The 26619-nt window shown below is 63.5% G+C and carries 26 protein-coding genes and 1 pseudogene; 15 read left to right on the top strand and 12 right to left on the bottom strand.

Going from position 1 to position 26619, the window contains the following annotated elements:
• Positions 1–22 precede the first annotated feature (22 nt).
• The 5 genes from WS57_RS14505 to WS57_RS14525 all read right to left on the bottom strand — a co-directional run bounded on the left by WS57_RS14505 (position 23) and on the right by WS57_RS14525 (position 4064).
• On the bottom strand, positions 23–643 hold the full coding sequence (locus tag WS57_RS14505) for a lipocalin family protein (protein WP_009687747.1): 621 nt from the start codon (positions 641–643) through the stop codon (positions 23–25).
• Positions 640–1740: an SAM-dependent methyltransferase gene (locus WS57_RS14510; protein WP_009687746.1), complete on the bottom strand. Its 1101-nt coding sequence runs from the start codon at positions 1738–1740 to the stop codon at positions 640–642. The genes WS57_RS14505 and WS57_RS14510 overlap by 4 nt, the downstream gene beginning before the upstream one ends.
• On the bottom strand, positions 1737–2570 hold the full coding sequence (locus WS57_RS14515) for a DUF1295 domain-containing protein (RefSeq protein WP_059517756.1): 834 nt from the start codon (positions 2568–2570) through the stop codon (positions 1737–1739). Before WS57_RS14515 ends, WS57_RS14510 begins: the two co-directional genes overlap by 4 nt.
• 151 nt (positions 2571–2721) lie before the next feature.
• Entirely contained in the window at positions 2722–3456 is a 735-nt protein-coding gene (locus WS57_RS14520; RefSeq protein WP_009687744.1) for an anti-sigma factor, read from the bottom strand.
• Complete coding sequence (locus WS57_RS14525) at positions 3453–4064, bottom strand: sigma-70 family RNA polymerase sigma factor (RefSeq protein WP_009687743.1); 612 nt, start codon at positions 4062–4064, stop codon at positions 3453–3455. The genes WS57_RS14520 and WS57_RS14525 overlap by 4 nt, the downstream gene beginning before the upstream one ends.
• Positions 4065–4314: 250 nt before the next feature.
• Here WS57_RS14525 and WS57_RS14530 point away from each other — a divergent pair, with 250 nt between their 5' ends.
• Positions 4315–4884, top strand: coding sequence for a lipocalin family protein (locus tag WS57_RS14530; RefSeq protein ID WP_009687742.1), 570 nt, complete (start codon positions 4315–4317; stop codon positions 4882–4884).
• Positions 4885–5045: 161 nt separating this feature from the next.
• Here WS57_RS14530 and WS57_RS14535 read toward each other — a convergent pair whose 3' ends face one another.
• On the bottom strand, positions 5046–6140 hold the full coding sequence (locus WS57_RS14535; protein ID WP_230945542.1) for a LacI family DNA-binding transcriptional regulator: 1095 nt from the start codon (positions 6138–6140) through the stop codon (positions 5046–5048).
• 101 nt (positions 6141–6241) lie between these two features.
• Between WS57_RS14535 and WS57_RS14540 the strand changes: the two genes are divergently transcribed.
• The 6 genes from WS57_RS14540 to WS57_RS35810 all read left to right on the top strand — a co-directional run bounded on the left by WS57_RS14540 (position 6242) and on the right by WS57_RS35810 (position 12092).
• Positions 6242–7564 carry an LLM class flavin-dependent oxidoreductase gene (locus WS57_RS14540; protein ID WP_069244448.1) on the top strand — a complete coding sequence of 441 codons (1323 nt, stop codon included), beginning with the start codon at positions 6242–6244 and terminating at the stop codon, positions 7562–7564.
• A 47-nt stretch (positions 7565–7611) separates the two neighbouring features.
• The gene (locus WS57_RS14545; protein WP_009687739.1) at positions 7612–8583 is read left to right on the top strand and encodes a sulfonate ABC transporter substrate-binding protein; all 972 of its coding nucleotides are present in this window, start codon (positions 7612–7614) and stop codon (positions 8581–8583) included.
• 33 nt (positions 8584–8616) lie between these two features.
• Positions 8617–8883, top strand: coding sequence for a hypothetical protein (locus WS57_RS14550; RefSeq protein ID WP_059517752.1), 267 nt, complete (start codon positions 8617–8619; stop codon positions 8881–8883).
• Positions 8884–9080: 197 nt separating this feature from the next.
• Entirely contained in the window at positions 9081–10709 is a 1629-nt protein-coding gene (locus tag WS57_RS14555) for a Mu transposase C-terminal domain-containing protein (protein WP_069245420.1), read from the top strand.
• An 8-nt stretch (positions 10710–10717) separates the two neighbouring features.
• Entirely contained in the window at positions 10718–11587 is an 870-nt protein-coding gene (locus WS57_RS14560) for a TniB family NTP-binding protein (RefSeq protein WP_009687734.1), read from the top strand.
• On the top strand, positions 11565–12092 hold the full coding sequence (locus tag WS57_RS35810) for a TniQ family protein (protein WP_081056857.1): 528 nt from the start codon (positions 11565–11567) through the stop codon (positions 12090–12092). The genes WS57_RS14560 and WS57_RS35810 overlap by 23 nt, the downstream gene beginning before the upstream one ends.
• Positions 12093–12097: 5 nt before the next feature.
• On the opposite strand, the gene WS57_RS37040 is transcribed toward WS57_RS35810, so the two are convergent.
• The 4 genes from WS57_RS37040 to WS57_RS14580 all read right to left on the bottom strand — a co-directional run bounded on the left by WS57_RS37040 (position 12098) and on the right by WS57_RS14580 (position 16521).
• The gene (locus tag WS57_RS37040) at positions 12098–12349 is read right to left on the bottom strand and encodes a hypothetical protein (RefSeq protein WP_155774308.1); all 252 of its coding nucleotides are present in this window, start codon (positions 12347–12349) and stop codon (positions 12098–12100) included.
• A gap of 134 nt (positions 12350–12483) precedes the next feature.
• Positions 12484–13668 carry an MFS transporter gene (locus tag WS57_RS14570; protein WP_081055736.1) on the bottom strand — a complete coding sequence of 395 codons (1185 nt, stop codon included), beginning with the start codon at positions 13666–13668 and terminating at the stop codon, positions 12484–12486.
• A gap of 503 nt (positions 13669–14171) precedes the next feature.
• A complete protein-coding gene (locus WS57_RS14575) occupies positions 14172–15197 on the bottom strand; it encodes an alpha/beta hydrolase (protein WP_009691857.1) in 1026 nt (341 codons plus the stop codon).
• A 430-nt stretch (positions 15198–15627) separates the two neighbouring features.
• On the bottom strand, positions 15628–16521 hold the full coding sequence (locus WS57_RS14580) for a LysR family transcriptional regulator (protein ID WP_009691858.1): 894 nt from the start codon (positions 16519–16521) through the stop codon (positions 15628–15630).
• Positions 16522–16882: 361 nt separating this feature from the next.
• Between WS57_RS14580 and WS57_RS14585 the strand changes: the two genes are divergently transcribed.
• From WS57_RS14585 to tcuB, 5 genes are all read left to right on the top strand, one after another.
• On the top strand, positions 16883–17149 hold the full coding sequence (locus WS57_RS14585; protein WP_059517726.1) for a DUF4148 domain-containing protein: 267 nt from the start codon (positions 16883–16885) through the stop codon (positions 17147–17149).
• Positions 17150–17402: 253 nt separating this feature from the next.
• Positions 17403–17540: a hypothetical protein gene (locus tag WS57_RS38275; RefSeq protein WP_330733350.1), complete on the top strand. Its 138-nt coding sequence runs from the start codon at positions 17403–17405 to the stop codon at positions 17538–17540.
• Positions 17541–17727: 187 nt separating this feature from the next.
• Entirely contained in the window at positions 17728–18678 is a 951-nt protein-coding gene (locus tag WS57_RS14590; RefSeq protein WP_059517724.1) for a LysR substrate-binding domain-containing protein, read from the top strand.
• An 81-nt stretch (positions 18679–18759) separates the two neighbouring features.
• A complete protein-coding gene (gene tcuA / locus WS57_RS14595; RefSeq protein WP_059517722.1) occupies positions 18760–20172 on the top strand; it encodes an FAD-dependent tricarballylate dehydrogenase TcuA in 1413 nt (470 codons plus the stop codon).
• Complete coding sequence (gene tcuB, locus WS57_RS14600) at positions 20159–21331, top strand: tricarballylate utilization 4Fe-4S protein TcuB (protein ID WP_009691863.1); 1173 nt, start codon at positions 20159–20161, stop codon at positions 21329–21331. The genes tcuA and tcuB overlap by 14 nt, the downstream gene beginning before the upstream one ends.
• Before the next feature lie 141 nt (positions 21332–21472).
• On the opposite strand, the gene WS57_RS14605 is transcribed toward tcuB, so the two are convergent.
• The gene (locus WS57_RS14605; RefSeq protein ID WP_059517721.1) at positions 21473–22660 is read right to left on the bottom strand and encodes an arabinose transporter; all 1188 of its coding nucleotides are present in this window, start codon (positions 22658–22660) and stop codon (positions 21473–21475) included.
• Positions 22661–22743: 83 nt separating this feature from the next.
• On the bottom strand, positions 22744–24105 hold the full coding sequence (locus tag WS57_RS14610; protein ID WP_081337624.1) for a xanthine dehydrogenase family protein molybdopterin-binding subunit: 1362 nt from the start codon (positions 24103–24105) through the stop codon (positions 22744–22746).
• Here WS57_RS14610 and WS57_RS35820 point away from each other — a divergent pair.
• The 3 genes and pseudogenes from WS57_RS35820 to tnpC all read left to right on the top strand — a co-directional run bounded on the left by WS57_RS35820 (position 24081) and on the right by tnpC (position 26546).
• Positions 24081–24623, top strand: a complete 543-nt coding sequence (locus WS57_RS35820; protein WP_081074434.1) for a transposase — start codon at positions 24081–24083, stop codon at positions 24621–24623. The genes WS57_RS14610 and WS57_RS35820 overlap by 25 nt on opposite strands.
• Positions 24599–24949 (top strand): IS66 family insertion sequence element accessory protein TnpB, encoded by a 351-nt coding sequence (gene tnpB, locus WS57_RS14620; protein ID WP_017335001.1) that lies wholly within the window; start codon positions 24599–24601, stop codon positions 24947–24949. Before WS57_RS35820 ends, tnpB begins: the two co-directional genes overlap by 25 nt.
• Before the next feature lie 31 nt (positions 24950–24980).
• Positions 24981–26546 (top strand): annotated as a pseudogene (gene tnpC / locus WS57_RS14625) (IS66 family transposase).
• Positions 26547–26619 lie beyond the last annotated feature (73 nt).

The raw sequence follows: 26619 nt of genomic DNA on the forward strand, positions 1-26619 counted from the left end.
GCGGCGGATGCAGGCGCGGTTGTCATTCGCGATCGCCGGGCGACGCGAAGCCCGGCTTGCCGATCTGGTCGGGTGTTTGCGGCACCCGCCTGAAGCGCGACGTGTCGTAACCCATCGCATCGAGCCGGGCGAGCAGCGAGCGATAGGTGGCCTCGTCCATCGTCGGCTCGCGCGAGAAGATCCAGCCGAGCGTCTTGCCCGGGTAGCCGAGGATCGTGTACCGGTAGTCGGGGTCGACGTAGAGCGTCAGTTGCGTGACATACACCGGCCAGAACAGCCGCACGCGCCATTCGCCGCCGCCGCTGCCGGGCTTGACGGCGTCGACGAACCGGTAGTGCTTCTCGGGCTGGTCGAAGCCGCCTTTGCGGCCGACGAATGCGTCGTCGATCCGGCCGTCGTCGCGCAGGCGCCACTCGGCCCGGCTGCCGACGAAGCGGCGTTCCGCGAAATACGGGATGTTCGCGATCACGTACCAGCGGCCCATGTAGCGCGGCAGGTCGACGGGTACGGTCGACAGCGGGACGGCGGCGCGCGGATTCGGGTTCGGCGGGCTGCCCGAGCACCCGGCGGCCCCGATCGCGAGCGCCGTCACGACCGTGACGGCGATGCGGCGGACGACCCGGTATGAGATTTCGGCCCTCATGCGAGAACCCGGCGCTTGTCGAACAGATAGTGGGCGACGCCCCATTCCTGCCCGTCGGCATAGCCGAACAGCTCGGCGACCGCCATGTAGAACATCCGCCAGCGCTGGAACCAGATGCGGGCGTCGGCGCCGTAGACCGTCTCGAAAATCGGCATGATCCGGGGGCGCGCCGCATCGAGCGACGCGAGCCACTGATTGGCCGTGCGGGCGTAGTGAGTCCCGTCGAGCCACCATTGGCGGGCGATGCGCACGTCGTCCTGGAACCGCAGCAGCAGGTCGGCCGACGGCATCGTCCCGCCCGTGAAGAAATGGCGCGACATCCAGTCGGTGTCGTCGTGCACCGCGAAGTGATAGGCGAGCAGCTTGTGCGCGAAGATGTGCACGAAGAGCTTGCCGTCGTCGTGCATCCAGCGCGCGATTTTGGCGAGCAGTTGCCCGTAGTTCTTCATGTGCTCGAACATCTCGATCGAGAGCACGCGGTCGAAACCGGCATCCTCGGGATCGAAGTCGAACTCCACCACGTTGCCGGTCACGATGCGCAGATTCGTCAGCCCGCGCTGCGCCGCGCACCGCTCGATGAAGTGGCGTTGACCGTGCGAATTCGACAGGCCGACGATCTGCGCGGCCGGGTAGCGCTCGGCGAGCCAGAGCGACAGCGAACCCCAGCCGCATCCGAGGTCGAGAATGCGCTGGCCGTCCTCCAGCCTGGCGCGCTGCGCGTACAACGCCAGCATGGCTTCTTCTGCTTGCGACAGCGTTTCGTCGCCGCACGGGTAATAGCCGCACGAATATTTGAGCCGCGGGCCGAGATGGGCCTCGAAGAAGCTGCCGGGCACTTCGTAATGCTGCGTGTTCGCCGCGAGCGTTTCGATTGCGATCGGGCTCGCGCCCAGTTCACGCACCAGCGTGTCGTAGGCCGCCGCGCGCCGTTCGCCGTCATACGCGTGTTCGTCGCGCAGGCGTTGCTGCATGAGCGAGCGCATGCCGGCCCGGATCAGCCGGTCCGGCAGCCAGCCGCGCTCGCAGCAGCGGATCAGCCAGGCGTCGTTGGGTGCCGCCGCCGAGGCCGGCGACGGTTGCGAGGTGGTAGCGGTCATGATCGCGTGCTCCGGTCTTCAGGGTGATCGGATCGAGTGGGGGAAGGGCCGGGCGCCGGCCTCGGAGGCCACGGAACGATGGCGCTGGTCGTGCGCATGTACTCGCGGTAGCCCGGCCGGCTTTGCACCAGACGCGCTTCGAGCAGCGGCAAGCCGGATACCTTGAGCAGCAGCCATGCCATCAGGAGTGGCGGGAACAGCGTCAGCCAGCCCCACGGCATGCCGATCGCCAGCGCCGTGTAGGCGAGCCAGTGCACGCACTCGAAAAAATAGTTGGGGTGCCGCGAATAGCGCCACCAGCCGGCGCGACAGACCTGGCCGCCGTGGTCGGGATCCGCGAGAAACCGCTTGAGTTGCCGGTCGGAGGCCGTCTCTCCGGCGACGGCGGCGATCCAGATCGCCACTGCCGCGGCAATCGCGAACCGGGACGGGGTTGCCGCGCTGTATGCGGGGATAAAGAACGCGATGGACAGCAGCATCGAGATCAGCGCCTGCAACTGGAACAGCCAGAACATGTTGCGCGGCGCGGCGTCGCCCCACTGCAGGCGGAACTGTCGATAGCGCGGGTCTTCCGGCTGCCCGCTGTTGCGCCGCCACAGGTGCCGCGCGAGTCGCAGCCCCCAGATGCCGCCGCCCGCGGCGACGAGCGCACGATTCAATTCCGGGCCGGTCGCCAGCGCGGCGACGAACACGGCGACGCCGCCGAGCGTCGCGGCCCAGACCGGATCGATCATCCCGGCGTTCCGGGAATGCAATTGGGTAATCCACACCGTCGTGAAGGACAGGATCAGTCCGACGAAGGCGAGGAGGGCAACGACGACGGCGGGCATACGGGCTCCGAGGGCGCGATACCCTTTATACGGAGCCGGCGACCGATCGGATGCAGACGAATGCGACGAGATGCGTGATCTCGTCTAGAGAGACGGCAGCGGGCGGCACGCCGCCGCGCTTTACGTTTGCGGGTCGAGCGCGTTGCGCGCGTCAAGTGGTGTGCATCGCGCCGGTGGCGAGCACCGGCCCGGTGGGTTGGCCGCTCGGCGAGCCGCCGTGAGGCTCGAGCGATACGGCGAGCACCGCGCGTGCATCGAGTCGCGCGACGATCGCTTGCGGCAGCGTCATCGACGCCGGTGTGTTCGACGCGAATACGCCGAGCGAGATCGGCTTCGCATTCGGCGGAATCAGCCAGAGCTCCGTCGAGCGGTCCGCAGCGACCGGTGGCGTGTTCGCGGGCACCACGACCATCCGGGCACGCCGCAAGTCGACCGTGGCGGTCCACCGTGCGACGCCATCCGCTTGTGCCAGCGTGGCCGCCATGTAGTGGCTGTCGTCGGCAGCGGGGCGCGGCGGCGCTTCGCCCACCCGGATCACGTTGACCGTGAGCAGCCCGAGCGCCGCCACGCTCGCGCCCATGCCGACCCAGCGCCACAGTTTCAGGTTGTTCCACCATCCGTCGGATGGCGCAGCGCTGCGCGGGCGCGGCGGCGGGATGAAGCCCAGTTGGTGCTGGATCCTCGTCCAGGTTCTCGCGGGCGGGTCGACGGGCGTGACGTCGTCCGCGAGCGGGGCGAGGTGGCGCTGCCAGCGCTCGAGCGTGGCTTGCAACGCCGGGTCGCGCGCGGCGGACTGCTCCAGCTCGCGGCGCGCGTCTGCGTCGAGCACGCCGAGGGCGTATTCGGCGCAGCGCAATTCGGGATCGTGATCGGCCGGCGTATTCATTGCTCCAGACACACCTTCAGCTGCATCAGGCTGCGCCGGATCCAGCTCTTCATGGTTCCGAGCGGCACACGCAGTCGCGCTGCCAGCTCACTGTAGGTCGCGCCGCTGAAGAAGGCCTCGCGCACCGCGCGGCCCTGCTGCGGATCGAGTTGCGCGAGGCATCGCTCGAGGCGCAGGCGCTCCTGCGAGGCCTCCGCCAGCGCGGCGGGCGTCGGATCTTCGGCGGGAAGCTCCAGCGCCTGTTCGTCGTCGAGTTGCGCGTCGCGATGCTGCCGCAAGCGGTCGATCGTCTTGTTGCGCGCCAGCGTGATCAGCCACGTCATCGCGCCGCCGCGCGCCGGGTCGAACGCGTCGATACGTCGCCATGCGGTCGTGTAGACCTCCTGGAGGAGATCCTCGGCTTCCCCGTGATCGTGAAGCATGCGCACGATTGTCCCGAACACCCGCGACGCGGTCAGCCGGTACAGCTCCGCGAAAGCCGCCTGGTCGCCGGTTGCTGCCTGAAGCATCACCCGGTTCAGATGTTCGCGGCGAGCGACATCCGCATCGGCATCGCGCGAAGAGGCTGACTGATCGAAGCCGCTGGCACCGCCTGGCGTGTTGCTCATGCGAAGTGGATGGCGCGGACCGCCATGATGTGAATGTCGAGCGAAATATAGCATTCCCGGATGCATGTGATCGAACGATCGGCGGCGCGCCCGCTGCACGTTGTGCAGCGCGACGCCCGCCGTGATCTCCTCAACCAGATACGAGCGACGCGTCCGCGCGGATGCAGGCAGCCGCAACGTGCGGCGAAGGCGGCCGACTACCGTCGGTTGCGTGCACAATGAGCGGGTTTCGTGTCTGGAGAGTCATTCAATGAAGCGAAGTATCGTGGGCCGGCCGCTGTGGGCGGCAGGCGTGATCGTGGCGGGCGCCGCCCTGGTGCTGGCGGGATGTGCCGGCCTCGCCGGCGGGCCCAGCGGGAATGCACACGTTCCGCAACCCGCGAAATCCGTCGATCTCGATCGCTACGTCGGCAGATGGTACGAGTTCGCGCGGTACGAAAACCGCTTCGAGCGCGGATGCGACGGCGTGACGGCCGACTATGCGAAGCGGGAAGACGGTCTCGTCGGTGTGCGCAATACCTGCCGCGAAGGCGGCCCGGACGGCCGCGCTCGAAGCGCCGACGGGCGCGCAAGGATCGTGGCCGACAGCGGCGGCGCAAAGCTGAAAGTGTCGTTCTTCGGGCCGTTCTTCTTCGGCGATTACTGGGTGCTCGATCGCGCCGACGACTACGCATGGTCGATCGTCGGTGAACCGTCGGGGCGGTTCCTGTGGATCCTGACGCGCGATGCGAAGCCTTCCGCTGAACAGGCCGCGGCGCTCGTCGAACGGGTGCGGGCGCTCGGTTACGACACGACGATGTTGCGGCGCACTGCGCATTAGGACGACCGCACGCAGCACGAGTGCACGGCGCCGTCGGGCCGGGCGCAACGCCGAGCGCCGCGTATGCGCGCGGCTGTGGCCGACGGCGGCGGCGAAAGGCGGGATGACGCCCTTTGGTCTACGGTCGCCGAACGCGAAAGCCGGTTGGTTGCCTCCGGCCGTTAACTGCTCGCCCGGATAATCAGTTGGCACGACATCGGTCGCTGACTTTTGCGAAGCGTGTCGAACGCCGGCGGATCCTCCTGCAGAAGCTGGAAGATCCGCTCGGCCGCCGTGACGCCGATTTCACGCGCGGGAGGCCGCACGGTCGTCAATCCCGGCGTCAGCATCTCCGCCATCGGATAGTCGCCGAAGCCGACGATCGCACATTGCTCCGGTACGCGAATGCCCGCGCCGGGCGCGGACAGCAGCGCACCGAACGCGAGGTTGTCGTTCGCGAAGATGATCGCGTCGGCCGTGCGGCGGGCGGAACACAGCGCGAGCAGCGCCTCGCGTCCTGCGTGCATCGGCTGCGCTTCGGTCGGTGCAAACACGATCGGCTCGCGCCCATGCTCGCGCATGATCTCGGTATAACCATCGCACCGCTCGCGCGCGCTTGCGTCGCCTGCCGCGCTGTTCAGCGCGAACGCGATGCGTCGATAGCCGCGTTCCACCAGATGACGCGCCGCGATGCGTCCGGCTTCCTGGTGCACGAAGCCGATCTGCAGCGGTCTGCGCCGTGGCTGGAAGTCCCACGTTTCGAGCACGGGCACCTGCGTCTGTTCGATCAGTTCCTCGGTGCCCGGGGAATGGAAGTGCGACGTGAGCACGAGCGCCGCCGGCGACCACCCGAGCAATCCACGCACCGCGTTCTCCTCGAGATCCGTCGAGAAATAGCTCGATGCGAGCAGCAACTGGTAACCGTGTGCCGTGACCTCGTCGCTGAAGCTCTGGATCGTGTTCGCAAAGATGGGCCCCGAGATGTTCGGAATGACCATGCCGATGACACGGCTGCGCGCCGAAGCGAGCCCGCCGGCGACGAGATTCGGCACGTAGCCGAGTTCAGCGACCGCATCGGCGATTCGCTCGCGCAGCGGCGCGGACAACCGCGCCGGATCCTGGAAATAGCGCGACACGCTGATCTGCGACACGCCGACGTGCTCGGCCACGTCGCGCAGGGTCAGGCGTCCCGACGTGCGGCGGGGACGCGCATCGCTTTTAGTCGAATCGGACATATGTTCCGCTGATTTCGTTATTTGACGCGGCAAATGCGCCACGGGAAACTGCCTGTCAATGTTAGCGCTAACCAGGCGCGGTCGCCAGCACGAAACGATGCGCGGCCCGGTGGTGAGGCGCTGCTTTCGCGACAGGATATCGGATGACGACAGCTTCCCGCCTCATGCACCTTGGGGCCTTTCTGATGGAAACCGGACACCATGCAGCCGCGTGGCGGCATCCGGACGTGCAGGCCGGTGGCGGCACGGATTTTCGTACGTATGCGGCGCTGGCGAGCACGGCGGAACGCGCGTGCTTCGACGCGATTTTCATCGCGGACAGTGTGGCCGCGAACGTGGGTGACGGCGCCGCGCGATCGGCCCGTTCCGACCGGCTCGATCCGCTGACGCTACTGCCTGCGCTCGCGGCGGTCACGGAGCGCATCGGCCTGATCGCCACGGCGACGACGACCTACAACGAGCCGTATCACATCGCGCGCAAGTTTGCGTCGCTCGACCACATCAGCGGCGGGCGGGCCGGCTGGAATCTCGTGACGTCCGACAACGCGGCGGAGGCGCGCAACTTCGGCCGCGCCGAACACGTCGGTCACGACGAGCGCTATGCGCGCGCCCGGGAATTCCATCGCGTCGTGACGGGCCTGTGGGACAGCTGGGCCGACGACAGCTTCGTGCGCGACAAGGCGAGCGGCGTGTACTACGACGCGTCCACGCTGCGCGTGCTCGATCATCGCGGCCCGCATTTCGCCGTGGCGGGCCCGCTCAACGTGCCGCGCCCGGTGCAGGGATGGCCCGTCGTCGTGCAGGCGGGCTCGTCGGAGGCGGGGCGCGACCTCGCCGCGCAGACGGCCGACGTCGTGTTCACCGCGCACGCACGGCTGGATGCCGCGCAGGCGTTCTACCGCGACATGAAGGCGCGCGCGGTTGCGGCGGGCCGCGCGCCGGGCGACGTGAAGATCATGCCGGGCCTGTCGGTCGTCGTCGCGCGTACCGACGACGAGGCGCGCGACCGGATCGACGCGCTGCAGGCGCTCGTCGATCCGGTCGCGGGCGTCGCGATGCTGGCGCGGATGCTCGGCAACTTCGACCTGTCCGGCTATCCGCTCGACGGTCCGTTGCCCGACTTGCCGCTCACGGACAGCGGCCAGCGCAGCCGCCAGGCGCTCCTGAGCGCGCTGGCCGGCGACGAGCGCCTGACGATCCGCGAACTGGTGCTGCGCATCGCGGCCGGACGCGGGCACGTGACGGTGGTCGGCAGTGCGACAACCGTGGCCGACCTGATGCAGACGTGGTTCGAGCGCGACGCGGCCGACGGCTTCAACGTGATGCCGGCCGAACTGCCGGGCGGCCTCGATGCGTTCTGTTCGCTCGTCGTGCCCGAGTTGCAGCGGCGCGGGCTGTTCCGCACGGCCTACACCGGCTCCACGTTGCGCGAGCATCTTGGGCTGCCGCGACCGGTGCGGGCGTAGCGCACACATGCGTCCCGTCGAATCCATCCGATAAGGAACCTCCGATCATGAAGTTTTCCCGACGTTCGTTTCTCCGCACCGCACAGGCCGCAGCCGTGGCCGCGTTCGCTGCGCCATTCGCCGGCGGCGCGCAGGCCGACACCGGCCGCACGTTGCGCATCGGCTACCAGAAGGGCACGCCGCTCACGCTGCTGAAGGCGCAGCGCTCGCTCGACAAGCCGCTCGCCGCGCGCGGCTTCGACATCGCATGGACCGAATTCCCGGCCGGGCCGCCGCTGCTCGAGGCGATGAATGCCGGCTCGATCGACCTCGGCTATACGGGCTCGCCGCCGCCGATCTTCGCGCAGGCGGCGGGCAGCCGGATCGTCTACCTGGCGGCCGAACCCGCCGGCCCGCACAACGAGGCCATCATCGTGCTCGACGGCTCGCCGCTCAAATCGGTCGCCGACCTGAAAGGGCGGACGGTGGCATTCGCCCGCGGGTCGAGTTCGAACTACCTGATCGTCGCCGCGCTCGAAAAAGCCGGCCTGAGCTATGCGGACATCAAGCCCGCCTTCTTGTCGCCCGCCGACGCACGCGCGGCCTTCGAAGGCGGCAAGGTCGACGCATGGGTCATCTGGGATCCGTATCTCGCGGTCGTCCAGCAGACGCTCGGCGTGCGCACGATCGCCGACTATGCGTCGGGCATCGTGCAGCCGTACAGCTTCTTTCTCGGTGCGCCGGATTTCGCGAAGGCCCACCCCGAGGTGTTGTCGGATGTGCTGTCGGCGGTCGCGCGCGGCGACGCGTGGACGGCCGCTCATCGCAGCGACGCCGCGCAGTTGATTGCTCGCGAGATCGGCGTGCCGCAGCCTGTCGTCGAGCGCTATCTCGCACGATCCGCATTCGGGCTGCTGCCCGTCAATTCGACCGTGCTCGGCGCGCAGCAACGCGTTGCGGATACCTTCCGTCGAGCGAACATCATTCCGCGTGCGATCCAGGTCGCCGACATTGCACACACGGTTTCCTTCACCCGCTGACTCGATACTCCACTCGCTCGCAGAGCCGCTGTCATGAACCGACTCGCTTTCCGTACCGCCACCATCCGTCCCGTTCGCCGCGCCGCCGCATTGCGCTGGCGCCTTCGCTTCACGCCCCGGCTGAAAACCGGGCTGCGCGCGGCGGGTGCCGTCGCGCTCGCGTGCGCCAGCCACACCGGGCACGCGCAGTCGACGCTGGTCATGTACGGCATCGTCGATGCAGCCGTGCAGTACGGCCGCTTCAACAGCACGACCGGAACGACCGCGTCGGCGGCTGTTGAAGCCCTTAAAAACTGCTAATCGTGTCCATAGATTACGCTAATGTAAGACACGGCCACGGCCCCGCGAGATAAGGCATTGCTGCCGTCTCGCGCGTCTTTTCATGCGTTGCGTTTTGGCAACGCGCGCACGATCCGATGTCCGTTTATTTTGCTAACGCGTTCTACCTGTCCTTTAATTCCGCTAACGCGTCTGACGAGGCTCGGTTAGGAGCGGCAATGACGGTTTCCGAGGAAGCAGTTAGCAGAGCGGAAAAAGTAGCAGATGTCCTCCGGCCATTGGGGCGAGGACCGCTTTCGAAGAAGCGCGCGGTTTTGGCTGCCAATCTGCTCGGCGTCCACTGGACTACTGTTTATCGTCTGCGGCGGAAATTTCTGGCAAACCCGGTAGCGAGCGCGGTCATCCCGAAACGACGAGGCCCATCTGAGAGCAGCCATCGATTGGGAGGGGCCGTTGATGCAGTGATTGACGAAGTAGTGCACGTCTGGCTGCCCACTCAACGACATTTGGCGCATCCTGCAACCGATCTCGTGCTGGAGGTTCGACGCAGATGTCAGCTTGCCGGACTGCAACCACCAGGCCGAACCACCATAGGCCGGCGGTGGGCTCAGCATCGCGAGGCAGACGCCCTGCAGCGCGCGGCCCTTCCCAGCGCGCTGGCAGCGCCAGGTTCACTTGTCGCAAAGTATCCTCTGGAAATCGTTCAGGTCGACCATACCCAGGCGGACGTCGTTTTGGTTAGCGAACACGACAGACAGGTGATTGGCCGCCCGTGGCTGACTATCGCTCTGGACGTTGCAACCAGGTGCGTGTTGAGTTTTTACGTTGGCATGGAGCGTCCGGGAGCGGCTACCGTTGGTTTGCTGCTGACCAGGGCGGCACTGCCCAAAGGCCCCTGGCTCGCGAAGATCGAGGCGGACGCAGAGTGGCCAATGCGTGGGATTCCGAGCGTTCTACATCTGGACAACGCTGCCGAGTTCAAGAGCAGGGCGCTTCGCAGTGGATGTCGGGAATACGGTATCCACCTGATGTATCGTCCAGTCGGGCGGCCTCATTTTGGCGGCCATATTGAGCGCCTGAACCGCACCCTGATGGAGCGTGTCCGGGGCTTACCGGGGGCGACTGGATCGTCTCCCAAAGGACGGAAGGCGCGAGAGTCTGAAAAGACGGCCTCGTTGACGCTTCGAGAATTCGAGCAATGGCTCGCGATCGAGATCGCCAGACGCTACCACCACGTTCCGCATCGCGGGCTGCTTGGAGCGACGCCAGCTGACACGTGGCGGATGCTTGCCCTTAGCCTTGATTCGCGGCAGCTTCCCGCTTCCAGCGACGCTGAGCTCAGGTTCCTGATTCGGTTTTTGCCTGTAGTGCAGAGGAAAATCCAGGCTGACGGACTGACGCTCTTCCATGTTCGTTATTGGCATCCGATTTTCGTCGCCTGGCGCCAGACGCGGCGGGCGGTCACCGTTCGGTATCATCCGGAGGACCTCTCGCGGGTTTTTGTGACAGCAGGGAGCGGCAACTACCTCGAAGTCCGTTACGCAGACATGCGGCGGCCGGCAATTTCTCTTTTTGAACACCGGGCAGCGTTGCATTCCATTAGGTTGGAAGGACAACAAACTGTTTCTGAGTCGCTGATCTTCAGGACAATAGAAGAGCAACGGCATGTAATTTCCAGAGCCAAACAGACAACGGCCCGTGCACGTCGACGGTCACGCAAAAAGATCGTCCCATTGGAAGAGTTGCGCGACAGGATTGTCCCGTACAGGCATGACTTGAAGGAGCAGGAGGCTGAGGCGGTCGACTACGCGACGCCAGTTCAGGCCTTCGATGTGGAGCAATGGTGAGGTGAAACATGAAGGGTGGGGCACTTGCGCATCTGCTACCGGCCGCCAGACAGCAAGCCGAGTTAGGGAACGACGAACGAATCCTTGGACTTCTTCGAGACCGCTGGATCGACTATCCCCGCGCGACGCAAGCCCTGCAGCAACTTGAGCGCCTCTTTGAGACGCCCCGCCGAGAGCGTATGCCGTGCCTGCTGTTGCACGGTGATTCAAATATTGGCAAGACGAAAATTACGGCCAAATTTCGCCGCGCACATCCAAGCGAGTTTGACGAGAAAAGCGGGGTCGAACGTTGTCCGGTCGTCGCGATGCAGATGCCACCGACCCCTGATCAGCATCGATTCTATTCAGGCTTACTGGTCGAGCTAGGTGCTCCGCACAATGCCGCTTCCGGCTTGGCGGCCCTTGAACGTTTAGCTCGCGAGATTCTCAGGCGGATGTCACCGCGCATGCTGGTCGTGGATGAGGTGCATCACCTACTTGCGGGCTCTTATCGCGAGCAGCGCGCGTCGCTGAACCTGCTGAAATTTCTGGCTAACGACCTTCAGATCAGCATGGTTCTGGTCGGCACCCGCGACGCGGTGCTGGCGCTTCAAACCGATACCCAGATGATTAGTCGGTATGTGCCGTTCGAAATACCACGGTGGCGGGAGAGCGATGGTCTACGGCGGCTTCTCGCGGCCTTCGAACGCGTGCTGCCACTGCGCAAGCCATCGGATCTCGCACGACGCGAGATCGTTCAGTTTGTTCTGAGCGCGAGCGGCGGACTTACCGGTGAGATATCCACGTTGCTGAACAATGCCGCCGAGCTATCAATTCGCAACGGCGACGAATTTATCGACATTACGCATCTCGAGCATGTCTGCCGAGTCGAGCAGTAACATCGTTCCATGGCCGATTGCCCCCAGGCCCTTCTACGAGGAGGCCTTTGGTGGCTGGTTAGGCCGTGTCGCGACGCGATATCAGGTGAGCGTTGCGATGCTGTGGCAGATGAGCTCGAGCGAGGCGCTGCCCTCGCTTGGGACTGCTGGATGGATTCTTTTTCCTCCGATTTCTCAGCCAGCGCTTCAACGATTCTCAACGCTCGCACGCCTTGATGAAGACAGATTGAGGCACATCCAGACGCCATCGGCCTGGCTCTTCAACTGGAGCTGCGTGCCGTACTGCTTCAGATGCCTCGTGCTGAACGACGCGGACGTTTCAGTGCCTCGCTGGAAACGTGAGTGGCTCGATCCGACAGCCGAATTCTGTAGCGTGCATCACACGGTTTTGGAAACAGTCCCCGCCTCTGTATTTCGGCTGTCGGGTCACTTTGCTGCCGCGCTGCGCGCGATTAGCCGTTATCGCGAGAAACGAGCGTTCAAGGACCGCAGATGGCTGCGGTAGCAGAATTAACGGACACGATTAGCGTTGCAGCGGACGCCATTAGCACAAACTTCGAACTTCAACATCAGCATCGGCGAGTCGATCTGGTTGCGAAAAGCGCCGCCGGCATAGTTGGGCGAGCGCAGGATGCGCGCGAGGCGCTCGCCCTGCGGGAGTGCACCGAACAACGGATGCTGCAGACAGGCAACTGCACCGATTGCACCGAGCAGGACGATGCCGGCACAGACCTTGAGTACGCGTAGGTAGAGTCTTTTCATCAAGACCGCTGGTTTCGTGTATGGGTCGCGAAAGCACGCATCACGCAGATACCGCGCGGCAATTCACGCGAAATTGGTTGGCGCGAGCGCGTGCTGGCATACTGGATCCGAGTGTCCCGATGGCCGGAAACGGGCTATTTCCTCGGCTGCAGTCGTGTACCGTTACCGACGATCACCGCGGAAAGCACGAGCAGTGTGGTCCCCCCGACGAGCGTCGCCGCGATCGATACATGATCGAGCAGGATCCCGCCGAATTCCGCGCCGACCATGATCGACAGTTGGATTGCCGCTACCATCAGGCCGCCGCCGCTTTCGGGTTCGTCCTTGACGCCTTGCGTCAGCCACGTCGACCATGCAACCGGAATGGCTGAGTTCACTGTGCCCCACGCGATCATCGCGAGGGCGACCGCCCACAGCAGGTGGCCGACCGACAGCATGCCGACTGTCACGGCACCCAGTGCGAGCGGCAGGATCATGAGCAGGAAATACAGGCGTTTGGCAATCAATGCGCTCGCACCGTATGTTCCCACAAAGCCCGCAAGCCCGAGGCCCAGCAACAGCATCGACAGTTGGGGTACGTCAACGTGCGTGTACGACTCGAGAAAGGGGCGAAGGTACGTGAAAATCGCGAATGCGCCGCCGAAGGTCAACATGACCGCTAGCATCCCGAATGCCACGTTGGGTCGCTTGAGCAGGCCGATGACCTTGCCGACGGGATGACTGCCTTGGGCCGGCATCGAGGGGATGCTCGACCATAGCCAGATCATGTTGACGATAACGATGGGTGCGAGCGCCCAGAACACGCCGCGCCAGCCGATCATCCCGCCGACGTAGCTGCCGATGGGAGCGGCAAAGGCCGTAGCTACGGCATTACCCGTGAACAGTACGCCAAGCGCCTTCGGGATGGCTTGTTCCGGGACGAGGCGCATGATGGTCGCTGTTGCGAGCGACCAGAAGCCGCCGATCACGACGCCGAGCAACGCGCGTGCGATCATCAGCATGGTGAAATCCCGCGCTTCGGCGATCAGTACCAGCGAGACCAGCATTAGTGCTGCCAGTGCGGTCAGCACGTGCCGCCTGTCGAAGCGGCCGGTGACCGATGGAATCAGCAGGCTGGTCACCACGGCAAACAGCCCCGAGATCGAGATCGCCTGTCCTGCCATGCCGACCGTTGCATGAAGGTCGCTTGCGATCGGCGTGAGCAAACTCACGGGCATGAATTCGGAGGCGATCAGCATCGCGGCGCACATCGCCATCGAGCCGACCGCGCTCCATATGTTTCGCCGCGTAGTTTGCGGCGGTGCTGCCAATGTCGACATAGCGTTCCTCATGGGTTCGCGCGAACCCCAACGGGAACGCGCGAACTGTTGAAAGCGCACGGCAATGGTTCGCCGCTGCGCCTTGCAGTAGGAGGCCCGTCGGAAGGGCCATCGAGGTAGGGGGTGGTCGTTGTCCAGTGCTGGACATAAGCAGCACGGAGCCGCGCAGCATCTCGCCGGAATGCGCGAGCCGTCAGAAAGAGGATGTACCGAACGACGACCGAGCATGAACGAGGCGATAAGCCTTCATGCCGTCAGGCCTCCATTAGACCGTGATGCGCGGGACCGATAAAGGCCGCTGGAGCGATTGGACTGATGAGCGTGCCTCATCAATTGTGGTCGTGGAGCGTTTGGTCGCGGTGCACTGAGTACGTTCGACCGCACCGCCCGGCAGCATTACTGGCTGCAAACGCGCCACACGCTGTCTTGCCAGCGTGCGGCAGCGTCGACATTGGCGGTGGCGTCGGGCCTCAAGCGATGTTACAAGACGCAGCGGCGCGATATTACAGATTACCGCGGAAGAATGCAGTCAGCTTGTCGAACGGGATCAGGTTGACGCGATCGTAAAGATCCACGTGCCCCGCGCCCGGCACGACAACCAATTCCTTCGGCTGGCCGGCAAGACGATAGGCCTCCTCGCTGAATTCCCGCGAGTGAGCGTTTTCGCCGGTGATGAAGAGCATCGGGCGAGGTGAGATCGTCTCGATGTCGTTGAACGGGTAGAAGTTCATGAACTTGACATTGCTGGTCAGCGTCGGGTGTGTCGTGTGTTCCGGTGACGACCGCTTCGGCGTGTACTCGCCGCGCGGTGTGCGATAGAAGTCGAAGAATTCCCGCTGAATTGCAGGCGTGTCGTCCTTCAGTTGATGCACGGTTCCGCTCGTGTACTGGATTTGACCGCCCGAAAACTCGACATCGCGCTGCTCGGCCGCCGCGGCAATGATCTGCTTACGTTGTTCGAGCGTTTGCCCGTGCCGCAGCCCGTTGCGGTTCGCGGCGCCCATGTCGTACATGCTGACCGTCGCGATCGCCTTCATGCGCGGATCGATCTTGGCTGCGCTGATGACGAAACTTCCACTGCCGCAGATGCCGAGCACGCCGATCCGGCTTCTGTCGACGAATGGTCGGGTGCCCAGAAAATCCACCGCTGCGCTGAAGTCTTCCGCATAGATGTCGGGCGAGACGGCATTGCGAGGTTGTCCGTCGCTTTCACCCCAGAACGATAGGTCCAGCGACAACGTGACGAAGCCTTGCTCGGCTAGCTTTTGTGCATACAGATTCGCACTTTGCTCCTTCACGGCACCCATTGGATGACCGACGATGATTGCCGGATGCTTCTGATTTCGGTCCAGGTTCTTGGGGACGAAGAGATTGCCGACGACGTTCATCCTGTACTGGTTGGAGAATTTGACCTTCTGGGCAATCACGCGATCGCTATGATAAAAGTTGTCGGCGCCGGCGGACATGTCGGCAGCCGTCGCGGAAAATGAGGTGATAAGAAATCCGAATAATATGAGGATCTTTCTCATTGGGCATTCCTTCGATTGCCAGTTGATCAGGGGTGCGAATGAGCCGGCTGCCACGGGTGGCGATCGTCGGCGTCGAATCTGCAACGAGCGGGTCGCGCAAAGGAAGGGCGATCATCGTTGCAATATCGACTCACATGATACTGAAAGGAATGTAATTAATTGCACCGGAAGGCGTGATTGAAGCCATGAGTAGCGTTCATGAACCCATTCGGGGATGAGAGCTGGCACATGTGAGGCAACGGGCAGTGCCGGCGGTGCGTCACCGGGGCCGCCGTGAAGCCTTCTGCTTCGGCTGCGGCGCGGAAATCGGGCGCTTCACGCGCGCTGCCACGATCAGTACTCCCGCTCGTACCGCTCCAGCTCGCGGCCGACGGATCGGGGTGAGTGTCATTCGAACGACGGTTTCGCCGCCATACCGGCAAGGCCGGCATTAGTGCCGATATTTCAATGCATCGATTACGACCGAGAACGCCCGGGATGCTTGCCGGCGGCTTGGGTAGTACGCGTGATAGCCGGGAAACGCCGGACACCAGTCCTTGAGGACGCTTTGCAACTCACCGCGATCGAGATAGGGGCGCACGGCGTCTTCGGGCAGAAAGGCGAGACCGAAGCCGTCCACCGCGGCTTGCAGCATCTGCTGCTGAGTGTTGAACGTCAATTGACCGTTCACGCGCGCCTGGATCTCCCGCTTCCCCTTCTTCAGTTCCCACGCGTATACACCTTTCGTGGTCGTGAGTCGCAATGTCACGCAGTCGTGGTTGAGCAGGTCTTCGGGTGACTTGGGCAGTGACTTGCCCTCGAGATACGAGGGCGCGCCGACGACGGCCATAGGGATATCAGGGCTGATGCGTACCGCGATCATGTCTTTTGCAACCTGATCTCCGAACCGGATTCCGATGTCGTAGCGGTCTTCGACAATGTTCGCGAGCCCGTAGTCGACCGTCAGTTCCAGTCGAATATCCGGATACTCGCGCAGGACGTTCGTCAGTTTGGGCCAGACGATGGAATCGATTGCATGATCTGTGGCCGTAATCCTGACCACGCCGGCGGGCTTGTCGCGGAAATCGGACAGGGAAGCCAGTTTTGCCTCGATTTCCTCGATACGAGGCGCGGCGGTGTTCAGGAGTTCCTCTCCCGCGTCGGTTGTCGACACGCTCCGCGTCGTGCGCGTAAGTAGACGAACACCCAGGCGGGCCTCGAGGTCCCGAATCGTGTGACTGAGCGCGGACTGGGACACGCCGAGTTTCGCTGCCGCGCGCGTGAAGCTTCGTTCTCGCGCCACGGCGAGAAACACGAGAAGGTCATTGAAGTTCTCTCGAGCCATCCGGTATTACCCCTATAGAAGGGTTGGAATCCTAGCACCGAAGCGACGGAGTGCCGTCATTGATTCATGAGCCATATTAATAGGTTCTAGTAGGATTGGCCGCTTAATCGAAGCAACGGCAAACCGTACACTTCATGCTCGCTGGTCGATACCGTGCCGCGCGCATTCGACCTTGATCATAATTAAAACGCGGCTCAGAAGGACACACATCGTGTGGAGACGTCGTACTTGCCGAACGGTTTCGCTGACTGACGCGAAATCACGATGAGCGATCAAGCAACGACGGTGCCGGGAGCGGCATCACGTCGTTTCGCTGGCGCGCATTCGGCAAGTCTCTATTCGTCTTTCTGGAGTGAACAACATGAAATTCAGCCATCGTCTTCTCATTGCCACCCTTGCCATTTCCAGCCCGTTGCTGGCATCTGCGCAATCCGCCACCCCGGGCCTTACGCGCGAGCAGGTTCGCAACGAAATGATCCAGTACAAGGCGGCTGGCTTCAACCCTGCGCGCGCCAACCCCGGCACGTGGGTCAACGATGCGCAGGCCGCGTCGGCCAAGGTTGCGAGCGCACGCAATTCGGCGAACCCGCAACTCGCGGAGAACGGTTCGTCGTCGCAGTGCAATTGACCGAGCCGACTGCCGCCGGATGGCGCGGACAGCCGGAAGCCGAGGTCGCGACGTATTCCGTCGAACTTGCAACGTCGCTCGGATGAGCACATGGATAGCGTTGACGTTGAAGTATTGACGGCAGCACTGGATTGGTGGCGCACAGCTACGTTGGCGCAATCGGTTCGCGTATGAACTGCACCCGGCGACGGAGCGTCTAGGATTGTTCGCCCTCGTTGCTGATCAGATAGCGCGACTGCACTTGCCCGTCGGCTTGCACATCGGTGCGCAGACGCCGCCGGAAGTAGCCGTGGCAATCATCGCGGAAATGACCGCGATTCGCCGCGATGTGCCCGTGCTGCAAAGCCGTGCGAAGCGCAGGGCTGCACGACGCGTCCGCGACTCGGCATAGGACCTATGCATCTGCGCGATGCTGTGCCCGATTCACTGTCTGTCTGATCCCGTCCGGCATCGCCGATTGCTCACCGATCGGGGCCGCGAGGGGCAGTGCGGATTGACGCATGCGGGAATCGCACGCATTGTATTGCGCTGCAGTATTGCGATTTCCCGCACCAGGCTATCGGTCAAAGAGGCATTTCTTGGAACTTCGGCAGCTTCGCTATTTCGTCCGTGTTGTCGAATGCGGCAGCATGGGCCGTGCTGCGTTGGAGTTGGACGTGGTGACGTCCACGCTGAGCCAGCAGATCAGTCGGCTGGAAAGCGAACTGTCGGTCCGTCTTCTGAAGCGGACGAAAACCGGAATTCAGCCCACTAATGCCGGCCTTGCGTTCTGGCATCAGGCGCAACTGGTGCTGCGCCACGCAGATGATGCGGCCAGTGCGGCGAAGACGGGGCGGCTTGCTGGCCAGGTCACCGTCGGGCTCGCGCCGAGCACGTCGGGGGTTGTCGCGCTACCGTTCATTCGTGCAATGCGCGCACGGTATCCGGACATCAACTTGCGGGTCGTCGAGAATCTGTCCGGAAACCTCGAGTCGATGCTCATCGCCCGGCAGATCGACCTCGCAATCCTGTTCGGCAGTTCTGCCGGCCAGCGATTCAGTGCCGTGCCGCTTCTGGACGAGCGGCTATTTGCGATATCGTCCACCACGCAGACGTTGCCGTCCGACATCAAGGGCCTATCCGTTCGCGAACTCGCCGCCTATCCGCTCGTGCTCCCAAGCGACAGTCACGGCCTGCGCATGCTCGTCAACGCGGCCTTCACCAAAGCGAATCGCCAGATGAACGTCGTCGCCGAGATCGATGGTCTGGCAACGCTGATGGAGGCCGTGGGCGCCGGTCTCGGCGTGACGATTCAGCCCGGCGCTGCATTGGCTCGATGTGACGCTACGACTTTCAGCGTCGTGCCGATTCAGAGTGCCCACCTGACTCGGCTCAACCAGCTTGCGAGTCTGTGTGACGATGAACTGTCCCCACCTGGGCTCGCCGCGCGCGTGGTTCTCCTCGATGTCGCACGTGAGCTCGTGATGAGCGGAAAATGGACGGGCGCAACGCTCGTCGATCCGGAAGCCGGCGGTCTTCAATTTTCGTGAACACGTCTTCGCCGCGCGCTGCTGTCCGCTATTCCAGGTGTCACCTACACTGCCCGGGACAATCACGGGAACGAGGTGGTGATGCTGGACGTACTGGTAATAGGAGGCGGTAACGCGGCGCTATGCGCGGCGCTGATGGCACGGGAAGCCGGTGCATCTGTGCTGATGCTGGAAGCAGCGCCGCGCGAATGGCGCGGCGGAAATTCGTCGCACACTCGCAACCTGCGCTGCATGCACGACGCGCCGCAAGATGTGCTCGTTGATGCGTATCCGGAAAGCGAATACTTCGACGACCTGATGAAGGTGACGGGCGGATTGACGGACGAGCGGCTCGCAAGGATCGCGATACGCGCGTCATCGAACTGTCGGGACTGGATGCGCAGGCACGGAGTCCGATTTCAGCCGCCGCTGTCGGGCGCATTGCATGTTGCCCGGACCAATGCATTTTTCATGGGCGGCGGGAAGGCACTGGTCAACGCATACTATCGAAGCGCAGAGGCACTTGGGGTGAGCGTGCGCTATGACGCGCCGGTCGACGCGATCGAGATCAAGGACGGGCGTTTCGTTGCGGCACGGGTGCGCGGAGAACGCATCGAGGCCCGAGCGTGCGTGCTGGCGGCGGGTGGCTTCGAGTCGAATCGTGAGTGGCTGCGAGAAGCATGGGGCGAGGTCAACGGGGAATGGGTCGCTGACAATTTCCTCATCCGCGGAACGCGCTTCAACGAAGGCGTCGTGCTCAAGTACATGATCGAGGCCGGTGCCGACGCAATCGGCGATCCGTCGCAATCGCACTGTGTCGCGATCGATGCCCGCGCGCCGCTTTACGATGGCGGAATATGTACGCGCGTCGACTGCGTTTCCCTCGGTGTCGTGCTGAACCGCAATGCAGAGCGGTTCTACGATGAGGGCGAGGACTTCTGGCCGAAGCGATACGCGATCTGGGGGCGCCTTGTCGCTTTCCAGCCAGGTCAGATCGCCTACTCGATCATCGATTCGAAAGCCGTCGGACGCTTCATGCCGCCCGTATTTCCGGGAGTCCGTGCGGGGTCGCTCGCCGAGCTGGCACGAGCGACGGGTTTGAACGAGCAGAGTTTCGTCAATACGATCGAGGCGTACAACGCTGCGTGCCGCCCGGGCACGTTCAATCATGCCGTGCTCGACGACTGCCGGACCGACGGTCTCACGCCGCCCAAAACGCACTGGGCCCAGCCGATCGACAAACCACCGTTTTATGCGTATGCGCTGCGTCCCGGCATCACGTTCACGTATCTCGGCCTGAAAACCAACGAACATGCGGCCGTGCACTTCGGTGGAAAGCCGTCGCCGAACCTGTTCGTCGCCGGAGAAATGATGGCAGGAAACGTCCTCGGAAAGGGCTATACGGCCGGTATCGGCATGGCGATCGGCACGGCGTTTGGCCGCATTGCCGGTGTCGAGGCGGCACGTGCCGCCCAACGAATCAATGAAAAGGAAACCGATCATGCAGTCGCTTGAAGCGCTTGCTCGCGAGGCGAACGCGCTCGCGGAGACTCCCCCGGCCACGGTGCGTGGCGTCCTTCTGTCGGACGGCGAACGCGAGGTCAGTCGAATCATGCAGATCTGCAATGCGTGTCGCTATTGCGAAGGATTCTGTGCCGTTTTCCCGGCGATGACGCGCCGCCTCGAATTCGGGCGTGCCGACATTCATCTTCTCGCCAATCTCTGTCACAACTGCGGCGCCTGCCTTCATTCGTGTCAGTATGCTCCGCCGCATGAATTCGCGGTCAACGTACCGCGCGCCATGGCAGAGGTACGCGTGAGCACCTATACGGAATACGCATGGCCGCCGGCATTGGGGGCTCTCTACAAGCGAAACGGGATGACGCTCGCCGTGGCGCTGGCTGCCGGACTGACGGCGTTTTTGATGCTGGCGGGGCGAGGCGCACGATCGGCTGCCGATATTGCCGGATCCAATTTCTACGCGATTTTTCCGCACAACTTCCTTGCGATCGTGTTCGGTGCCGTTTTCCTATTTTCGGCGCTGGCACTTGGGATCGGCGTGCGACGCTTCTGGCGCAACGAGGATCCGGGTGACGCGTCAATCGATGCCGCATTGGAGGCGACGAAGAGCGTGTTGACGCTTCGATATCTCGGAGGCGGTCACGGCGACGGCTGCAATAACGACGACGACGCCTTCTCGCTTCTCCGTCGACGGTTCCATCACCTGACGTTCTACGGGTTCCTGCTGTGTTTCGCGTCGACCTGCGTGGCCACGCTGTATCACTACGCGTTCCATCTCGAGGCGCCGTACGATTATGCGAGCTTGCCGGTTGTGCTTGGTACGGTCGGTGGCGTGAGCCTGCTTGTCGGCACCTGTGGGCTCCTGTGGCTTAACATCAGGCGCCACCCGCTTCATGGCGCCCCGGCCCAGAAGCCGATGGACCGCGGATTTGTCCTGCTCCTGATCCTGACCGCCGCTTCCGGGCTTGCACTTCTTGCACTGCGTAGCACGAATCTGATGCCAACGCTGCTGGCCGTTCACCTCGGGATCGTGATGGCGCTGTTCGCGACACTGCCCTACGGCAAGTTTGCGCACGGGATCTATCGTTCCGCGGCGCTCCTGAAATGGGCAATCGAGAAGCGCCGGCCGTCGACGTTGCTCGTCGAGGAGTAACCAGGTCGGCGAACGCACGGCCGTCGATGCGCCGCGCGGTGTGGGTCTGTGATTGGCGGTCACGATGGACGCAAAGCCCTGCGTCTGTCGGCGATTGCCGTAACGGATCCCGGCACCGCGATGCCGGGGTCTGGAGCTACGTTAACGACGACCGGCTGCCCTCATTAGCGCGACAGACACGCCGGCGGATCCGCATGCGATCATTGCTGCGACGAGAAACACCATGCGCAGGCCGGCCCAGTGTGCGAGCAGCCCGAGCGCGGGGCTCGCGATTCCCAACGCGAGATCGAGGAATGCCGTATAGGCGCCCATCGCGAGCCCGCGATTCTGCGGGGGAACGCGGTGAACGGCTTCGACGCCTAGCGCGGGATACACGAGCGAATAACCTATGCCGGTCATTGCCGCGCCGAGCAGTGCCGGTGCAGAGCCGGTCGCCGCCCAGATGAGTGCCTGTCCGGCGGCTTCGATCAGCACGAAGATGAGCGCGACCTTGCCGCCCCCCAATTTGTCGGGAAGATGGCCGAATACGACGCGCGCGGCGATGAACGAGATCGCGAAAACGGTAAAAGACAGCCATGCTGGCTGCCAGCCTTGCTCGACGAACAGCAGCGAAACGAAGGCCATGATCGAGCCGAAGCCGATGCTGCTCATCGCGAGGCCGATTCCCGGTGCAGCGACAGCGCGGATGACCTTCGTCATCGACGGGCCGCTTCGTGACAGCGGGGCGATCGCATTCATCGGCAGCACCAGCGTCAAGGTGGCGAGCGGCATCAGCACGGTCGCGAATGCGATGGCCGAAAATCCGTACTTCGCATACAGCACAGTGCCGAGCGGTGCGCCGAGGGCAAAAGCGGCATACATCGCCATCCCGATCCATGCGATGACTTTGCCGGAAATGCTGGCGTGGACACGCGCCAACCCCCAACTCAATGCGCCGGTGATGATGAAGCTCTCAGCGGCGCCCAGAACTGCGCGGCCGACGATCAGGATGGTCACCGATACGAGCGGCATCGACGCGACGACGAGCGATGACAAGTAAATGAGGCCGGCCACCGAGGCTGATGCCATGCCGACGATCACGGCGAGTTTCGCTCCCGATTTGTCGGCGAAGTGGCCGGCCCAGACGCGTGAGAACAGCGAGGCGGCGAACTGGCTACCGGTCACCAGACCGACGAAGAACGTGCCGAGTTTCAGGTCGTCGTGCACGTGAAGCGGCAACACCGGCAGCGCAATGCCGATGATCAGGAATGCGACGAGCACGACCGCCATCAGCGGTGCGAGTGCCGATACCGTGCGCTGGTTCGGGATGGTCGAGGATGGAGTTGTCATTGCAGAAGGAATGTCTGATCGGGCGGATACGATCGCGGTGGACGGAGTCGGCGATGTGAACGCCGACGGGGGCGATGCGAGGATTACGTCCAGCTCAGGTCATTGAGTCGGTAGGGCATCGATCTCAATCGTTTGCCGGTGGCGGCGAACAGTGCATTGCCGAGCGCCGCGGCCACCGGGCCCATCGGCGATTCGCCGACCCATGCCATGCGCGGGTGACCGGAGACGCCACCAAAATGGACGCTGATGCGCTTCGGTGCATCGCCTATTCGCATCATCGGATAGTTGTGGAAGTTGCTCTCGACGACTTTCCCGTTCGCAACCGTGATCTGCTCGTTGAGAGCCGAATTCAGCGCAAAGATGGACCCGCCTTCCATCTGGGACACGAGCCCGTCCGGATAGCCGACATGCCCGGGATCGAATGCGATGTCGACGGAATCGACCCGGACGTCGCCGTCGCGGGTCACCTCGACGGTGACGATTGCCGCGACGGTCGTGCCGGCCTCGGGCTTGCCGCTCATGCCGTAGTTTGCGATTGCGATGCCTTGGCCCCACCCCTTCGGCAAAGCGCGGCCCCAGTGTGCCTTGTCCGCCACCTCGGTCAGACACCGGACCCATCCGGGGTCGGGCCATCTCGAGTAAAGCTTGAGCCGGTATGCTAGAGGATCGATGCCTGCGACATGCGCACATTCGTCGACGAACGTTTCGATGAACGTTGCGTGAGCGTTGTATCCAGGTCCTCGGTAAGAGCCTGTCAGCACATGAAGTGGCACGGTGCTCGATTCGACCAGTACATGGTCGACGATACCGGCGCTCAGCGGGCCGTCGTGCAGGTAGTTCGTAAAGAAATCGGGCGCGCCGGCGGCGCGGGCATGGAATGCGACAGGCATGCCGTCCGCATCGAGCGCGGCGCGGAGCCGGACGGATTCGATCGACCTGTAGCGCCCTTGGCGCATGGTCTCCTCGCGTGACCAGATGACTTTTACCGGACGCCCTGGATAACGCTTTGCGACGGCGACCACCATGCGCACGTCGTTGCCGGTGACGCGTCGGCCGAACCCGCCGCCCACATAGGTTTGGTGGAAGTAGACCTTGTCCGGCGACAGGCCAGCCTCCTGGGCGGCGACGATGTGTGCCTGCTGCGCCTGTTGCGACGGATGCCACACATCCACGCGTTCGGCCGTGACCAGTGCCGTACCGTTGAGCGGCTCCATGGCCGCGTGTTCCGCAAACGGCGCGTGGTACTCCGCCTCGACGATGGTGCCGGATGACGTAAGGACTTCCGCGGCATTCCCGCGTTTGAGCAGGATCCTGTCGCCTGCGCGCTCGACGGCGCCTCGACACGCGGCGGTGATCTGTTCATGCGTCTTCCGTAAGCCGTCAATAAACGACGCCCTACCAATGGTAGGCAGAAGGTCAGATGCTAAGTGTCCGCGTGGACACATGCACTCAGACCGTGATGACAGAGAAACAGGACCTTCGAAGCAGACTGGTGATTGGCCGCAGACGGGATGGCCGGCGGGAATTTGATGAAGATGCCGTGCGGGAGCTGGTCGAGTTTTGCCTGAGGCCGGGGGTATCGATCGCCCGGGCGGCCATGGACCATGACGTTAATCCGAACCAGTTGCGTCGCTGGATCTCGCGCCATCAGCAGCATACGCTGCAAACACCAATGAGACCAGACCCGCTGGTGATAGACGGCGTATCGATCGACATCCCAGGCTCAGCGCGTCGTGTTCCGGTGAGTGAAGCGCAGGCATTTGTCCCTGTCGTCACCGCGCCATCGACAGTGCCTGCCGTTTCCCCTGTACTGCCACCGGACACGTCGTTGATGGCGCTCTCGTTACATGTGCGCCTGTCGAATGGTGTCGAATTTGATCTTGGCGAGGCGAGCGTCGACGAGCTGGCCACGGTGATCCAGATGCTCGGGAGGCTGCAGTGTTCCGGTTCGACGAAGGGCTGAAGGTCTACCTGCATCGCGATCCGGTCGACTTCCGCATGGGCATCAACGGGCTGTCGATCCTGGTCGAACAGGCGATGCGCCTGAACCCAATGACCTCAGCGCTGTTCGTCTTCGGCAATCGCCGTCGCGATCGCATCAAGATTCTCGGCTGGGGCGGCAACGGCTTCTGGTTGCTGCTCAAGCGACTCGAAGCCGATCGCTTCATCTGGCCGAACGGAAGCGACACGATCACGCTCAACGCCGAGCAGTTGCACTGGCTGCTCGACGGAATCGACCTGACAGTGATCCAGAAGCATCCCCAGCGATATTACGCGCGGATGAGCTGAACACTACGCAGGTGGCATGGTCTAATCGGCCATGCCGAATAGCCCCGTCATGTTGAGCGCGGAGGAGTACGAAGCGCTGATTGCCGCGATCGCCGAACGCGATGCGCTGCGCGGTGAGCTTCGACTCGTGACGGCCCAGCGCGATCTGGCCGAAGAGAAGCTGCGGGCCTACAAGCACGAACTGTTCGGTGCCTCTAGCGAGGCGCGCCATGCCGACCAACTCGGCCTGTTCAACGAAGCTGAAGCATTGGCCACCACTACCGATGCGCCCGCGCGCGAGGACGCGCCCGGCACGTCTGTCGCCGCCCACACGCGAGGCAAGCGCGGACGCAAACCACTCGATCCGAACTTGCCGCGCGACGTCGTGCGGCACGAACTACCCTAGTCTGAACGATTCTGCGCGCACGACGGCTATGCCCTCGTGGAGATCGGCGTCGAGACGAGCGAACAGCTTGACGTGATTCCCGAGCAGGTCCGCGTCGTTCAGCACCAGCGCGTCAAGTACGCGTGCCCGTGCTGTGATCTCGGCATCAAGGTCACGCCGGCGCCAGCGCGTATCATCCCGCGCGGGTTGCTCACGGAATCCGCGCTGGCGTGGATCATCACTGGCAAGTACCAGTACGGTATGCCGCTGTATCGCCAAGCCACGCTGCTGCGTCGCTTCGGCGGCGACATCTCGTCCAACACGCTGGCCGCCAGCGTGGTGCGGGTGGGACTGGCCACGCAGCCGGTGATCAACCTGATGCGCGACGCGCTGCTCGAATCGGACCTGATCTACGGCGACGAGACAACGTTCCAAGTGCTGAAGGAGCCAGGACGCAGGCCGCAGGCGAAGAGTTACCTGTGGGCGCAGGTCAACGGCTCGGGGCCACCAGTACGGATGTTCTCGTACTCGCCGGGGCGCGGCGCCCAGCATGCGCAGAAACTCTATGCTGGCGTGCAGCCTGGCACCGTGCTGATGACTGACGGGTACGAGCTCTACAACGGAATCGCCCACGATCACCAGCTCGTGCATCTCGGATGCTGGGCACACGTGCGCCGCGGCTTCATCAAGGCCGAGGAGTCGGTGCCGAAGGCGGCACGCTCGCCGGATCTGCTGGCCACGCGCTTCGTCGTGCTGATCGGCAAGCTGTTCGCGGCCGAGGCGCGCAGCGCGAAGTGGAAGTCTGAACGTCGGCAAGGACTGCGCGCTCGGTACAGCGCCCGCGTGCTCGCCATCATCGAGCGCATGCTGGTCGAGCATCTGCCGGGCGTCGTGCCGTCGAGTCTGCTCGGCAAGGCATTGCAGTACATGAGCGGACAGTGGCCCAAGCTGGTCCGATACGTCGGTAACGGCAACTGGCCGATCTCGAACAACCTGTGCGAGAACGCGATCCGGCCGTTCGTCGTCGGCCGCAAGGGCTGGCTGTTCTCCGATACTGTCGCTGGCGCGCAGGCCAGCGCCAACCTGTACTCCCTCGTCGAGACGTGCAAGGCGAACGGCGTCGAGCCGTATCGCTATCTGGTCTGGCTGTTCACCAGGTTGCCGCTCGCCGCAACCGCCGACGACTATGCCGCCCTCATGCCATGGAGCATGCCTGCCACTCCCAACCTCTGATGGGCGTCGTTAAAAGACCGCATACAATCTATCAGCGGGCCAGCGGAGGCAGTGACAACTTTGCATCAGTGAA

The sequence above is a fragment of the Burkholderia pseudomultivorans genome (assembly GCF_001718415.1).
Lineage (GTDB): Bacteria > Pseudomonadota > Gammaproteobacteria > Burkholderiales > Burkholderiaceae > Burkholderia > Burkholderia pseudomultivorans_A.

Coding starts and splice junctions, on each gene's coding strand:
- tcuA (WP_059517722.1), top strand. CDS start 18,760: ATGCTGGACGTACTGGTAATAGGAGGCGGTAACGCGGCGCTATGCGCG.
- WS57_RS14580 (WP_009691858.1), bottom strand. CDS start 16,521: ATGGCTCGAGAGAACTTCAATGACCTTCTCGTGTTTCTCGCCGTGGCG.
- WS57_RS14555 (WP_069245420.1), top strand. CDS start 9,081: ATGACGGTTTCCGAGGAAGCAGTTAGCAGAGCGGAAAAAGTAGCAGAT.
- WS57_RS14515 (WP_059517756.1), bottom strand. CDS start 2,570: ATGCCCGCCGTCGTCGTTGCCCTCCTCGCCTTCGTCGGACTGATCCTG.
- WS57_RS14575 (WP_009691857.1), bottom strand. CDS start 15,197: ATGAGAAAGATCCTCATATTATTCGGATTTCTTATCACCTCATTTTCC.
- WS57_RS14545 (WP_009687739.1), top strand. CDS start 7,612: ATGAAGTTTTCCCGACGTTCGTTTCTCCGCACCGCACAGGCCGCAGCC.
- WS57_RS14510 (WP_009687746.1), bottom strand. CDS start 1,740: ATGACCGCTACCACCTCGCAACCGTCGCCGGCCTCGGCGGCGGCACCC.
- WS57_RS14560 (WP_009687734.1), top strand. CDS start 10,718: ATGAAGGGTGGGGCACTTGCGCATCTGCTACCGGCCGCCAGACAGCAA.
- WS57_RS37040 (WP_155774308.1), bottom strand. CDS start 12,349: ATGAAAAGACTCTACCTACGCGTACTCAAGGTCTGTGCCGGCATCGTC.
- WS57_RS14550 (WP_059517752.1), top strand. CDS start 8,617: ATGAACCGACTCGCTTTCCGTACCGCCACCATCCGTCCCGTTCGCCGC.
- tcuB (WP_009691863.1), top strand. CDS start 20,159: ATGCAGTCGCTTGAAGCGCTTGCTCGCGAGGCGAACGCGCTCGCGGAG.
- WS57_RS35820 (WP_081074434.1), top strand. CDS start 24,081: ATGCTAAGTGTCCGCGTGGACACATGCACTCAGACCGTGATGACAGAG.
- WS57_RS14585 (WP_059517726.1), top strand. CDS start 16,883: ATGAAATTCAGCCATCGTCTTCTCATTGCCACCCTTGCCATTTCCAGC.
- WS57_RS14605 (WP_059517721.1), bottom strand. CDS start 22,660: ATGACAACTCCATCCTCGACCATCCCGAACCAGCGCACGGTATCGGCA.
- WS57_RS35810 (WP_081056857.1), top strand. CDS start 11,565: ATGTCTGCCGAGTCGAGCAGTAACATCGTTCCATGGCCGATTGCCCCC.
- WS57_RS14505 (WP_009687747.1), bottom strand. CDS start 643: ATGAGGGCCGAAATCTCATACCGGGTCGTCCGCCGCATCGCCGTCACG.
- WS57_RS14570 (WP_081055736.1), bottom strand. CDS start 13,668: ATGTCGACATTGGCAGCACCGCCGCAAACTACGCGGCGAAACATATGG.
- WS57_RS14525 (WP_009687743.1), bottom strand. CDS start 4,064: ATGAGCAACACGCCAGGCGGTGCCAGCGGCTTCGATCAGTCAGCCTCT.
- WS57_RS14540 (WP_069244448.1), top strand. CDS start 6,242: ATGACGACAGCTTCCCGCCTCATGCACCTTGGGGCCTTTCTGATGGAA.
- WS57_RS14530 (WP_009687742.1), top strand. CDS start 4,315: ATGAAGCGAAGTATCGTGGGCCGGCCGCTGTGGGCGGCAGGCGTGATC.
- WS57_RS14520 (WP_009687744.1), bottom strand. CDS start 3,456: ATGAATACGCCGGCCGATCACGATCCCGAATTGCGCTGCGCCGAATAC.
- WS57_RS14610 (WP_081337624.1), bottom strand. CDS start 24,105: ATGTGTCCACGCGGACACTTAGCATCTGACCTTCTGCCTACCATTGGT.